This is a genomic window from Mycobacterium sp. DL99 (genome assembly GCF_004762045.1).
Classification (GTDB): domain Bacteria; phylum Actinomycetota; class Actinomycetes; order Mycobacteriales; family Mycobacteriaceae; genus Mycobacterium.
The window spans coordinates 6090836-6103325 of the sequence record NZ_SJOM01000007.1 but is presented as its reverse complement, the minus strand read 5'-3'; the positions used below and the strand labels follow the sequence as shown (position 1 = coordinate 6103325).

The following is a 12490-nucleotide window of genomic DNA, read 5'->3' as shown; positions in this document are numbered from 1 at the left end:
GATTACGGCCCAGCGGCGAGCGTGGCCTTGCCGGTGCGTTGCTGGCCGGCCTGGTCCAGCCACGTCAGGCCCACGACGTCGCCCGGGTAGTGCTGATCGAGAACCAGCGTCAGGGTGCGGGCCGAATCCAGCCGGGCGCCCTCGATGTTGGTGAGCAGGTCGCCCGGGATCAGGCCGGCCGCTTCTGCCGGTCCGCCGGGAATGACGTCCTGGACGATCACGCCGCCGTTCTGGCGCTGTGCGGTGCGCACCCCGACGCCGAGCATGGTCGGCGGTCCGATGTGCACCGAGGGTGACGGGATGCGGGCGCGGATCTGTCCGGCGATGCCCATCGCGTCATTGATCGGGATCGCGAATCCCTTGCCGCCGGGACCCATTCGGAAGTTCACCGACGCGGCTGTCGTCATGCCGACGACCTGGCCGGCATCGTTGACGACCGGGCCACCTGAATCGCCGGCGCGGACCGGTGCGGCGAACTCGAACAGCCCGTTGATCTCATCGCTGGTGCCGGTCAGCTCGTCTTCGGCGTTGACGGTCCGGTTGAACGCGCTGACGGTGCCGATCTCGCGGGTCAGCGGCGCGCCGCTGCCCCCGGCATTGCCGAGCGCGACCACCGGCTGACCCGGTGCCAGCACCCTCGAATCGCCGATCGGGGCCGGTGGCAGCCCGGCCGCTCCGTGCAGCTGCAGCACCGCGATGTCGTTCTGACGGTCGTAGCCGACCAGGTCGGCGGGGAAACTCTGGCCGCCGACGGTGGCGCTGATCGAGTTGGCCCCTTGGACGACGTGATAGTTGGTCAGCACCTCGCCGCTCGGGGACAGCACGATGCCGGTGCCGATGCCGTAGGCCTGCTGGTAATCCACTCGGGTATCGATGCGCGCCACCGATGGTTCGATCTGGGTGGCCACGGCCTCCGGGTCACCGGGTGCGGCACCGGCAGGTGCTGACGGGGCGACGACGGCAGCCGCGGCGGCAAGGGCCGCCGCGACAATCACTTTGAACGAATGTGAGCCCACTTTGCTCATGTACCCATCTTGGCTGGGCAAGAACCCGATGTCGACGCGATTGGTGTGTGTGTCAGTCTTCGGTGGCGACTTCGCCGCGCGAGCGCAAGCCCCGCCGCTTGGTGCCGCTCTTGCTGGACGGCCGCCGGTTACGCAGAGATGCGCCCGCCGGCTCCTCGTCCTCGGTGGCCTCTTCGGCCTCTTCGGAAGCTTCGTCTTCCTCAGCCTCTGGCTCCGCCTCGGTCTCTTCTGCGTCAGCGTCAGCTGCGGGAGCCTCTTCGGTCTCCTCGACCTCGTCCGCGTCGGCAGCCTCATCGGCATCAGCCTCGGCGCCGGCCTTCGTGCGCCCGCGGCGCTCGGCCTTCTCGCGGGTCTTGACCGGCTTCGGCGGCGGGGGCGGCAGTTCGGCGACAAACGCCAGGTAGAAGCTGAAGATGCCGAGCAGGGCGATCGCGGCGGCGGCGCCGTATATCCCGAACAGCCACGGCCCGAAGCTGTCCAGTGACAACCAGATCTCGGAGACCGCGGTACCGACGATCAGCACTGCCGCCGCCACATGCAGGGAGATCGAGGCGGTCCGCAGGCGCAGCGCCAACTCCGGGGTGGCCAATTCGGGACGCTTGGTCCGCTGCAAGGTGAACACCACGGGCAGGGCCGCGAGACCGATCAGCACCCCGGTGACGATGCGCAGGATCAGCCCGAGCGTGGGCGAGGTATCGCCGACGAGCTCATGCCATCGGGGGAGAACGAAAAAGAAGAACAGGCCGGCGGCCACGATCGAAAACGACACGTGCCAGATCACCGCGACGGTGCGGCCCATACTCCTCCTCGGGTACTTAATTGGGCCGGGGTGCGAACTGCTGATCAGGGTTGATTCAGCAGTTCGCACCCCGGACCCGAGCGCGGAGGATAGGGGATTTGAACCCCTGAGGGCTGTTAACCCAACCCGCGTTCCAGGCGAGCGCCATAGGCCACTAGGCGAATCCTCCGTCGGCAATCCTAACTGACGCCCGGACCGGTCCCGTACGCGCCGGGGATAGGGGCGGGTATTACACTCGCTGTGGACCCCGCGCGGCGTCCATCCTGTGAACTCCCCCAGGGCCGGAAGGCAGCAAGGGTCAATGGGCTCTGGCGGGTGCGCGGGGTCCCCTTACGTTCCAGCTCATTCAGCTTCTGTGAAAGGCGCGCGGTGTCGTTCCAGTCCCTCGGCCGCGACGATCTGCTCGCGCAGCACGAACTCCAACAGCGCAACTACGCAGAGCTCCAGGCCAAAAAGCTGAACCTGGATCTGACCCGCGGCAAGCCGGCCCCCGAGCAGTTGGATCTGTCCAACGCGCTGCTGTCGCTGCCCGGCTCGGAAAAAGACTCCTTCCGTGACCGCGAAGGCACCGATACCCGCAACTACGGCGGCCTGCACGGTCTGCCCGAACTCCGGGAGATCTTCGGCGAGCTGCTCGGAATCCCGGTGCAGAACCTCATTGCGGGCAACAACGCGAGCCTGGAGATGATGCACGACGCCATCGTGTTCTCGCTGCTGTACGGCGGGGTGGACTCGGTGCGGCCCTGGGTGCAAGAACCCGTGATCAAATTTCTCTGCCCGTCGCCCGGCTACGACCGCCACTTCGCGATCACCGAGTCCTTGGGAATCGAGATGATCGCGGTGCCGATGCGCGAGGACGGTCCCGACGTCGACCTGATCGAGGAACTCGTCGCGGCCGACCCGGCGATCAAGGGCATGTGGTGCGTTCCGGTGTACGGCAATCCCACCGGGGCCACCTATTCCTGGGAAGTTGTCCGGCGCCTCGTCCAAATGCAAACGGCGGCAAACGATTTCCGGTTGATGTGGGACAACGCCTACGCGGTTCACACCCTGACCGGCGAGTTCATCCGTCAGGTCGACGTGCTGGGCCTGGCCGAAGCGGCCGGCAACCCGAACCGCCCGCTGGTGTTCGCCTCGACCTCCAAGATCACCTTCGCCGGGGCGGGGGTCAGCTTCCTGGGCGGCTCGCTGGGCAACATCGCCTGGTACCTGCAGCACGCGGGCAAGAAGACGATCGGGCCGGACAAGATCAACCAGCTGCGCCACAGTCGCTTCTTCGGCGACGCCGACGGCGTGCGCCTGCAGATGCAGCGCCAACGCGAGCTGATCGCCCCCAAATTCGCTCTGGTCGCCGAGATCCTTGAGGACCGGTTGGGGGAGTCGAAGATCGCGTCGTGGACCGACCCGAAGGGCGGCTACTTCGTGAGTCTCGACGTGTGGCCCGGCACTGCCAGGCGGACCGTCGCGCTGGCCAAGGACGCCGGGATCGCGGTCACCGAGGCGGGTTCGGCCTTCCCGTACCGCAAGGACCCCGAGGACAAGAACATCCGCATCGCGCCGACGTTCCCGTCGCTGTCCGACGTGCGTGAGGCGATCGACGGCCTGGCCACCTGCGCGCTGCTGGCGGCGATCGAGTCACTTTTGCGCTGACTTGGAACTGACGCCGCATTTGTGCGAGTAGCGGTGTGCGTGGATTCAAAGTCAACAGCCGAGTTCCAGTGGGGGACCGGCCAGCGGCGGTCGGCGCGGCGTGATCCCGAGCTCTGGCCGCCAAAGTCGATCCCACTCACGCTCCACCCGGGCGATGATCCCGGGCCGTCGGTGCCCCGCGGCCACTCTCACGTGGGTCCAGCCGACTCGCGTGATGTAGTCGGCACGCGCGATGTCATAGCCGAGCTGATCGGCGTGCTGCACACCCTCGTATTCGACCGCCAGCATCAGTTCCTCCCAGCCCATGTCGAGGAAGTACATCGGGTAGCCGTCGGGCCCGAGTACCGGTATCTGTGTCTGCGGCCGGGGGAAACCTGCGTCGATGAGCATCAGCCGCAGCCAGGTTTCTTTCGGGGACTGCCCGCCTGGGTCGGATACGTCCAGCGCCCGTTCGAGTTGCCGCAGGCCACGGGCGTGGCGGTGGTGTGCGGCCAGCGTCAGCACGTCGTCCGCCTTTGATCCGGTGGCTCGAGCAAGTGCGTCCAGCCGCGCGACGGCCACACCGATCAACCCGCGGCGCCCGAGGTCAAAAGCAGTGCGCTCGACGCTCGTGACCGACAGACCGTCGATGCGCGTGACCTCCCCGTCGCAGATCAGGTCCTGCCGCGTGATCACGTTCTCGGGTGGCTTGGTCTTGGCGCTGATCAATTCGATCGGAACGTCGTCGGCCACCCACTTCGCGCCGTGGAGCGCCGATGCGGCGGCCCCAGCGATCACCGCGTTACGACCCGACCACAACCACGCCGCCGTGCTGCGTTGCCGCAGCGACACCGCAGTTCGCTTGTCCACGTAGATGTTCGGCAGGATCGTGTGGTGGTAGCGGCTGAGCTGGTAGCGGTTGACGACGCCAGCCGCCAGGGCTTCGGTGCCGATGAAGGGCTCACTCATTCGGCGAGAGTCGCCGCTGGCGCGGACAAAGATCGGTGTGTGCCGGTCTCGGCGTCGCCACCTGTGGATGAATCGCGTTCTGTGCAGAACTCCGTGTTGACTTTGAGCTGACGCTGCATTTGTGCGGGTAGCGGTGTGCCTGGTTTCAATGTCAACGGGCACCGCCACGACGGCGTCAGACGCAGTCGGTAGCCTTCTCCCGTGGCTCTTTACCGCAAATACCGGCCAGCAAGCTTCGCGGAAGTCGTTGGCCAGGAACATGTCACCGAGCCGCTATCTACTGCGCTGACAGCAGGGCGGATCAACCACGCCTACCTGTTCTCCGGGCCGCGCGGCTGCGGCAAGACGTCCTCGGCGCGCATCCTGGCCCGTTCGCTGAACTGTGAGCAGGGGCCCACGCCCACACCGTGCGGCGTGTGCGATTCGTGCGTCGCGCTGGCGCCGAACGGCTCGGGCAACCTTGACGTCACGGAACTCGACGCGGCCAGCCACGGTGGCGTCGATGACACCCGCGAACTGCGCGATCGCGCGTTCTTCACCCCCGCGCAATCGCGGTACCGCATCTTCATCATCGACGAAGCGCACATGGTCACCACGGCCGGTTTCAACGCGCTGCTCAAGATCGTCGAGGAGCCGCCCGAGCACCTGATCTTCGTGTTCGCCACCACCGAACCGGAGAAGGTGCTGCCGACCATCCGGTCGCGTACCCATCACTACCCGTTCCGGCTGCTGGCCCCGCGCACCATGCGCCCACTGCTCGAACGCATCTGCGCCGAGGAGAACGTCAACGTCGACGACGCGGTGTATCCGTTGGTCATCCGAGCCGGCGGCGGCTCACCCCGCGACACGCTGTCGGTGCTCGATCAGCTGCTGGCCGGCTCCCAACAGGGCGCCGACGGTAACCACATCACCTATCAGCGGGCGCTCGCGCTTCTCGGTGCCACCGACATGGCGCTCATCGACGATGCGGTCGAGGCGCTGGCGGCCGGGGATGCGGCCGCGCTGTTCGGTGCGGTGGAAGCGGTGATCGACGCCGGTCATGATCCGCGGCGGTTCGCCACCGATCTGCTGGAACGCTTCCGCGACCTGATCGTGCTGCAGGCCGTTCCCGACGCGGTCACTCGCGGTGTCGTGGACGCGCCCGACGACGTGCTGGAACGGATGCGGGAGCAGGCGGCCCATATAGGCGCGGGCACGTTGACCCGATACGCGGAGGTGGTGCACGCCGGCCTCGGCGAGATGCGCGGTGCGACCGCGCCTCGGTTGCTGTTGGAAGTGGTGTGTGCCCGGTTGTTGCTGCCCTCGGCTCATGACACCGAATCGGCGTTCCTGCAGCGCATCGAACGCATCGAGAACCGGCTGGACATGTCAATCCCGGCCGGGGAAATGTCGACTTCGCCGTCGCCCCCGGCTTCGGCCGCCAGGCCCGCCGCCCCGACCGCCGACCCAGCGGCCCCGTCCGCTGCGGAGCCGACCAAGACGTTCACCCGTCGTAGTCAGGCTGCACGGGAACCGGAAGCTGCCCCGACACCCGCACCACCGCCTGCGCCCGCTCCTACACCGGCACCCGTGCCCGAACCGGCAGCCGCGCCCGAACCGGCAGCCGTGCCCGAACCGGCAGCCGTGCCGGAACCGGTGGCCGCGCCGCCGCCACCACCACCTGCTGCGGACTCCGAGCCCGAAATTCCCCTGCCGCCCGAGCCCGAGTTCGAGCCAGATCTCCCACCGGAACGTGCGCCCGAATCCGAGCCCGCGCCGGCGGCTGCGCCCGGTGCGCTGGACACGACCGCCGTACGTAACGCGTGGGCGGAAATCCGGTCCAAGGTACGCCTTCGCAGCAAGACGCTCGACGCGATGATCAACGATGTCATGGTGATGGCGCTCGACAGCAATACGCTTGTCTTGTCACATGTTTCGCCGCAGCTTGCCAAACGCATCACCGAGTCGCACAACGTCGAAGTGATCCGGGAGGCGCTCAAGGATGCCTTGGGTGTCGACTGGCAGATCCGGTGCGAGGTCCGCCAACCAGAAACTCCGGCCTCCGTCGCCCCGTCAAAGGCCGCCAAGCCCCCGCCAAGGGTGCCGACCCGGCCGGGCCGTGTCATTCCCGAACCCGACCCGGTGCCGGATCCTGAACCGCCGTCGTCGCCGGAGCAGGAAGAGGAAGAGATGCTCGCCGAGGCCTCGCAGAGTGAGGCCGGGCCGCGTCGCGACCCCGAGGAGGTCGCGCTGGAGCTGCTTCAGAACGAGTTGGGCGCGCGAAAGATCGAGAGCTGACGCTGCTCAGTCCCCGATGTCGCGGGCGTATTCGCGTGGAGCGCGCCCGGTCACCCGGGTGAACGCGGTGGTGAACGCACTGGCCGACTGGTAGCCGGTCCTGGTCGCTATCTCGCCGATCGAGAGTTGTTCGGATTGCAGCATGTCCTTGGCCAGCGCTACCCGCCACTCCAGCACGTACTGCATCGGTGGCATCCCGATCGTGTTCGCGAAACGTTCCGCGAACACGGCGCGGGACATGTTCGCGGTGCGGGCCAGCTTCTCGACCGTCCAGTGCTCGGCGACGCCGTCGTGAATCTCTCGCAGGGCACCGGCGAGCTGAGGATCGGAAAGCCCGGCAATCAGGCCGTGCTCGCCGGCGGTGGGACGTTCGGTTCGGAACCGGCAGGCCTCGATCAGCAGCACCTCGACGAGCCGCTCGAGAATCGGTTCGCGGCACGGACGTTGGGCGATCGCCTCGTCCGTGATGAGTTCGACGATCCGGTTCAGGCGGTCCGAGCCGGATTCGTCGTGGCGGATGAGAATCGTTGGCGGAAGGAGCTTTACCAGCAGCCTGGCGTTGGCCCGATCGAAGCGGAAGTATCCGCCGAGCATCCGCATCGGCCCCGGTCCGTCCGCCGGCCCGTAGTGGGAGTCGGCGGTCGGATGGAGCTCTATGTCGGTCGGTGCCAACGCGGGATCGCTGGCTATCACGAAACTCGGCGTCTCGGGCAGTAGCAGGAAGTCGCCGGCGAAGAGTTCGACGGGATCGATCCCGTCCGGGCTGAGCCAACAACTCCCCGCGAGCATCAGGCAGAAGGACGGTTCGGCATAGCGCGGCTTGCGGATACTCCAGTCGCCGGCACCGCTGACCACCTTGGACAGCACGACCTGGGGACGCAGCAACGGAATGATCGCTTCGAGCGGATCAGTGCTGCGGGCGATGTCTGCCGGCATGCCGCCAAGATATCGCCCGCACGACGCTGATCGTCTACGTTGCCGCGCTGCCGGCCAACGCCACCGCGTCGGCGCCGGCCGGGAACCGCAGGCAGCCGGTTCTGTCGGTCGCGGCCCGGTAGACGGTCTCGGCGACATCGGACTCGGTCGTGAAGACGGTGGCCTGACCGAACGCCGCCAGGATCGGCGCGGCGAACGCCTGATACGGCTCGGGAATCAGTCCGTCCATCCGCGTTGCGCCGTTGCTGGTGAAGCTCGTCGTCGGCCCGTAGCCCGGTTCGACAAGTTTCGCCGCCACGTTCACCGCGTCGAGCTCGAGTGCGAGCGACGCGGTGAACCCTTCGATCGCCATCTTGCTGGCGGTGTACACCGCGGCCAACGGCATCGCGGTCAGAGTCACGCTCGATGTCACGTTGACCACCACCCCGGATCCGCGCGTTCGCATCTGCGGCAGCACAGCCTGTGTCATGGCCATTACGCCGAATGTGTTGGTTTCGAACACTTCCCGGATCGTCTCCATCGGCATGGGCTCGAAGGCGCCGACAACGCCGATGCCCGCGTTGTTGACCAGCACGTCGATCGGGCCACTGGCTTCGAGCGCCGCCGAGATGCTGTCGGGGTCGGTGACGTCCAACGCCACCAGCTGGATTCGGTCCGAATCCGGCAGTAGCCCGGCGCGCGGTGTACGCATCGTGGCGATCACGTTCCAGCCGTTGGCATGGAAGTGACGGGCGGTTTCGAGTCCGTACCCTGATGAACAACCCGTGATGAGAACCGTTTTCATGGTTCAAACGGTATGGCGTCCTCGCAAGACGTTCAATAACGAATAGTCCGAAAAACGTTACTGATCGTCTTGATGGGGCTGGCGTTCTAGGGCGCCCACCAGGGCCGCAGCGGCAGGCCGCCGTCGTTGCCGCGGTCGTCGAGTTTGACGGCCAGAACCTGGTGTAGCTGAACCACATTCGTCTCGAAGCCGAGCCGGGAGCCGGCCATGTACAGGCCCCACACCTTGGCGGTGGGCAGCCCGACCTCGGCGACCGCCTCGTCCCAGTGCTCGACCAGGTTGGCGCACCAGTCGCGCAGCGTCATCGCATAGTGGTTGCGCAGGTTCTCCTCGTGCATGACCTCCAGGCCGACGTCCTGCACCTCGGTGATGATGCGCCCCGAGCCGGTCAGCTCGCCGTCCGGAAACACGTAGCGGTCGATGAACCCGCCTGCGGCCGCTCCGCTTCGGTTGTCGTGGCGGGTGATGCAGTGGTTGAGCAGGAGCGCACCGGTACGCATCTTCGACTTCAGGAAACCGAAGTACGACGGGTAGTTGTGCACGCCGATGTGCTCGGTCAGGCCGATCGAGGACACCGCGTCGAACCCGGTTTCGGCGATGTCGCGGTAGTCGCTGTGACGCACCTCGGCGAGGTCCTCGAGGCCTTCCTTGACGATGGCCTCCTGCGCCCACCGGGCCTGCTCCATGGACAGCGTCACCCCGAGCGCATTGACACCGTGGCGCGCGGCGTATCGCACCATGCCGCCCCAGCCGCAGCCGACGTCGAGCAGGCGGTCGCCGGGTTGCAGCCGCAGCTTCTCGAACACCAGGCGGTACTTGTTGTCCTGCGCCTCTTCCAGGCTGGCATCGGCATCCGGGTAGCACGCGCAGGTGTAGGTCATCGACGGCCCGAGCACCCACTCGTAGAACGTGTTCGAAACGTCGTAGTGGTGGTGGATCGCCTCGGCATCGCGGGTCTTGCTGTGCCGCAACCCTTCTACCACCCGCCGCCACCGCGGCAGGGCTTCCTGGGGCGGCGGCGCGATGGGCTTGAGATGCTCGATGCCGATGGACCGGACGATGTTGGCCAGCACCCGCGCGGGCGGACGCTTGAACGCCATCTTCTCGGCCAGTGCACACAGCAGCGGGTACGGGTCGCCGGGATGCACCCCGTACAGGTCCAGGTCGCCGGACACGTAGGCGCGGGCCAGGCCCAGATCCCCCGGGGCGGTCGCCAGGTACGTGGTGCCGCGCGGGGTCTTGAGGTCCAGACCGAGGATGGCATCGCTGGGGCCGGAGGCGCTGCCGTCGTAGGCGGTGAATTTCAGCGGCTGCGAGCCGGACGCGAAGATCTCCAGGATCTCGGCCAGGCTGAGCTTGTGATCGCCTGCGTGCGTCGAGTGTTCTTTGAAGGTGGTCATCGCTGTTCTCCGTTCATCGGCGCAACACGGCTTTCGAGTACAGGTCAAACAGGCGTGAATCGGGGTCGTAGGACTTCTTGACGGCCTTGTAGGTCTCTCCGCCGTAGAGCTGGTCGAAATCCTCACGCGGGTAGTAGGAATCGGAATACAGGGACTTGTGTCCGTCGAGCTCGCTGACCTTGGTCTCGATCAGCTTGTTGGTGTGGCCTTCCACCGGGCCGACCGGTACCGAGGACCAGAATCCGACGTTGACGTAGGTGTGGTGGGCGCGAAGGGGATACAGAGGCCAGCCCGCCGTATGGCGGTCGTCATCGCGTAACCGCAGTGGGCACAGCCAGATCGGTTCGATCGGCACGTTCTCCAGGAACCACGCAAGGAACCGTTCACAGTTCTCTATGGGCACCTCGATGTCCTGTACCACCCGCTCGCGGGGCGGGCGCCCGTTGCGCTTTTCGATCCGGTCGGCGATGTTGAACCGCTGGTCGTAGCCGATGAGTTTCCAGTAGAAGCTGCTGCGTCGTAGCCGGCGTGGCCAGAACCGCCGGATCGTGGGGTGCTGCGCGCCGAATGCCCGCGAACACCAGAACCAGTCGGTGTCCCACCGCCACAGGTAGTCGTGAATCGTCAGCCGGTCGTGCTTCTCACCCCGCGCGTGCTGGATCGAGCGGTAGTAGATGTCCTGGCCGGTGTAGTCGCTGACCGGCCCCGGCGTCGTCGTCTTGAAACCGACGCACAGGTAGCTCTCGTCGGCGCTGAACACCACGCCGTCGAGGTAATCGACCGGCTCGCCGTCGAGTCCGCCGGTCTCGATGATCCGATCCATCGCGGCGACGAGTTCGGTCAACGAGTGAAAGCGCAGGTGGCGCAACGCGACAAATGGTGTGACAGGTTCCAGCTCGATCCGCAGCCGGGTCGAATAACCCAGCGTGCCATACGAATTGGGGAATGTCCGAAACAGGTCGGAATGCTGTTCCGGTGAGGCGGTGACGATCTCGCCTGTTCCGGTGAGAATGTCCATCTCCAGCACCGATTCGTGCGGCAGACCGTTGCGGAACGAGGTCGACTCGATGCCGAGCCCGGTGACCGCGCCACCGAGCGTGATGGTCTTGAGTTGCGGTACCACCAGCGGTGCCAGGCCGTGTGGCAGCGTCGCGGCCACCAGGTCCTCATAGGTGCACATGCCGGCCACGTCGGCGGTGCGGGCTTCGGCGTCGACCGCGATCACATCGGTCAGCCCGGCTACATCCAGACCTCTGACATCGCTGCGATCTCGCGCACGAAACAGGTTCGACGTGGGCTTGGCAAGCCGCACCGTCGAATTGGGCGGTATGGCGCTGTAACTGTCCAGGAGGCGCTGCACGCCAAGGGCATGGGCAGCTTGTGCGTCAGTCGTAACAACAGACACACATATACGCTAGTCGGAGGTTGCCGACGATGCGACCGCAGACACGAGTTGAAGGAGTTTCAGTCATGGGACAGGTCAGTGCGGTCAGCACGGTTCTGATCAACGCCGAGCCGGCCGCTGTGTTCGCCGCGATCGCGGACTACCAGACCGTGCGCCCGAAGATCCTCTCCTCGCACTACCGCGACTACCAGGTGCTCGAGGGTGGTCAGGGCGCCGGCACGGTGGCCAGCTGGAAGCTGCAGGCGACCGAGTCCCGGGTGCGTGACATCAAGGCGTCGGTGGACGTGGCCGGTCACACGGTGATCGAGAAGGACGCCAACTCCAGCCTGGTGACCAACTGGACCGTCGCCCCCGCGGGCGCCGGATCGTCGGTCAACCTCAAGACCAGCTGGACCGGTGCCGGCGGGGTCAAGGGCTTCTTCGAGAAGACTTTCGCGCCGCTTGGCCTGCGCAAGATCCAGGACGAGCTGCTGGCCAACCTGAAGAAGGAAGTGGAGGGCGCGTAGCGCCCGACCATCTGGGGCGGCGAGCTATCGCTGCTGGCTGCCCAGATAGGCGGCGACACCCCGGGCGATTGCCTCGGCATACTTCTGCTGGCCGTCCGGAGTCTTCATCAGTGCCGAGTCGACCGGGTTCTTCATGTTGCCGCACTCGACGAGGATCGACGGGAACTGCGCCAGGTTGAGCCCGGCGATGTCCGAGCGGGCGTCCAGGCCACCCGAACCGATGTAGGTGGCGGGTGGGATGCCCGACGCCGAGAGCTGATCGCGCATGGTCTGGGCGAACTGCACCGACGGCCCGGCCTGCACGTTGTTCAGTGGCGGCGACGAGTAGAGCACGTGGAAGCCGCGGCCGTTGGGCGGGCCGCCGTCGGCGTGGATGGACACGATGGCGTTGGGCCGCAGGGCGTTGGCCATCGAGGCTCGTTCGTCGACGCACGGCCCCAGCGCGTTGTCGTTGCCGCGCGACATGGCGGTGCGTACACCCATCTGGTTCAGGATGGCGCGTACCCGCAGAGTGGTGTCCCAGGTGAAGGTGTGCTCGGGGTACCCGTCCGCGGTGGAGGTGCCGCTGGCCTGGCAGTCCTTGGTGCCGCCGCGGCCGGTGGGCACCTGGCGGCTGATCGACGCGTCGTTGGCGCCGTTGTGGCCGGGATCGAGGAACACGATCATGCCGGCGATGTTCGAGGGAGCGGCGTTGGCGTGGGGAGCGTCGACGATCGCCGGGACAGCCGCGGCGATGAACACGCTGCTGACCATCGCGGTG

At 66.6% G+C, this 12490-nt stretch carries 11 protein-coding genes, 1 tRNA gene and 1 other RNA gene; 4 read left to right on the top strand and 9 right to left on the bottom strand.

Annotation, left to right across the window (positions count from 1 at the left end; all coding sequences use genetic code 11):
* Nucleotides 1-2: 2 nt before the first annotated feature.
* From EYZ64_RS29655 to EYZ64_RS29645, 3 genes are all read right to left on the bottom strand, one after another.
* Nucleotides 3-1025 (bottom strand): S1C family serine protease, encoded by a 1023-nt coding sequence (locus EYZ64_RS29655; protein ID WP_135459335.1) that lies wholly within the window; start codon nt 1023-1025, stop codon nt 3-5.
* 52 nt (nt 1026-1077) lie between these two features.
* A complete protein-coding gene (gene lucA, locus EYZ64_RS29650) occupies nt 1078-1824 on the bottom strand; it encodes a lipid uptake coordinator LucA (RefSeq protein WP_135459334.1) in 747 nt (248 codons plus the stop codon).
* An 83-nt stretch (nt 1825-1907) separates the two neighbouring features.
* Nucleotides 1908-1993 (bottom strand) — tRNA-Ser (locus EYZ64_RS29645).
* Nucleotides 1994-2063: 70 nt separating this feature from the next.
* Here EYZ64_RS29645 and ffs point away from each other — a divergent pair.
* Nucleotides 2064-2158: signal recognition particle sRNA small type (ffs, locus tag EYZ64_RS29640), an RNA gene on the top strand.
* Between the two features lie 35 nt (nt 2159-2193).
* Complete coding sequence (locus EYZ64_RS29635; protein ID WP_135459333.1) at nt 2194-3474, top strand: aspartate aminotransferase type Ic; 1281 nt, start codon at nt 2194-2196, stop codon at nt 3472-3474.
* Nucleotides 3475-3525: 51 nt separating this feature from the next.
* On the opposite strand, the gene EYZ64_RS29630 is transcribed toward EYZ64_RS29635, so the two are convergent.
* Complete coding sequence (locus tag EYZ64_RS29630) at nt 3526-4422, bottom strand: DUF559 domain-containing protein (protein WP_135459332.1); 897 nt, start codon at nt 4420-4422, stop codon at nt 3526-3528.
* Between the two features lie 201 nt (nt 4423-4623).
* On the opposite strand from EYZ64_RS29630, the gene EYZ64_RS29625 reads away from it, so the two are divergent.
* Nucleotides 4624-6699, top strand: a complete 2076-nt coding sequence (locus EYZ64_RS29625; RefSeq protein WP_135459331.1) for a DNA polymerase III subunits gamma/tau — start codon at nt 4624-4626, stop codon at nt 6697-6699.
* Between the two features lie 6 nt (nt 6700-6705).
* Here the strand turns inward: EYZ64_RS29625 and EYZ64_RS29620 are convergent, their stop codons facing one another.
* From EYZ64_RS29620 to EYZ64_RS29605, 4 genes are all read right to left on the bottom strand, one after another.
* Complete coding sequence (locus EYZ64_RS29620) at nt 6706-7635, bottom strand: AraC family transcriptional regulator (RefSeq protein WP_135459329.1); 930 nt, start codon at nt 7633-7635, stop codon at nt 6706-6708.
* Between the two features lie 34 nt (nt 7636-7669).
* On the bottom strand, nt 7670-8419 hold the full coding sequence (locus EYZ64_RS29615) for an SDR family oxidoreductase (RefSeq protein ID WP_135459327.1): 750 nt from the start codon (nt 8417-8419) through the stop codon (nt 7670-7672).
* Between the two features lie 86 nt (nt 8420-8505).
* Nucleotides 8506-9819, bottom strand: coding sequence for a class I SAM-dependent methyltransferase (locus tag EYZ64_RS29610; protein ID WP_135459325.1), 1314 nt, complete (start codon nt 9817-9819; stop codon nt 8506-8508).
* A gap of 13 nt (nt 9820-9832) precedes the next feature.
* Complete coding sequence (locus EYZ64_RS29605; protein ID WP_135459323.1) at nt 9833-11224, bottom strand: FAD-binding oxidoreductase; 1392 nt, start codon at nt 11222-11224, stop codon at nt 9833-9835.
* A gap of 65 nt (nt 11225-11289) precedes the next feature.
* Between EYZ64_RS29605 and EYZ64_RS29600 the strand changes: the two genes are divergently transcribed.
* On the top strand, nt 11290-11730 hold the full coding sequence (locus tag EYZ64_RS29600; protein WP_135459321.1) for an SRPBCC family protein: 441 nt from the start codon (nt 11290-11292) through the stop codon (nt 11728-11730).
* Between the two features lie 24 nt (nt 11731-11754).
* On the opposite strand, the gene EYZ64_RS29595 is transcribed toward EYZ64_RS29600, so the two are convergent.
* Complete coding sequence (locus tag EYZ64_RS29595) at nt 11755-12483, bottom strand: Rv3717 family N-acetylmuramoyl-L-alanine amidase (RefSeq protein WP_167858209.1); 729 nt, start codon at nt 12481-12483, stop codon at nt 11755-11757.
* Between the last annotated feature and the right edge of the window lie 7 nt (nt 12484-12490).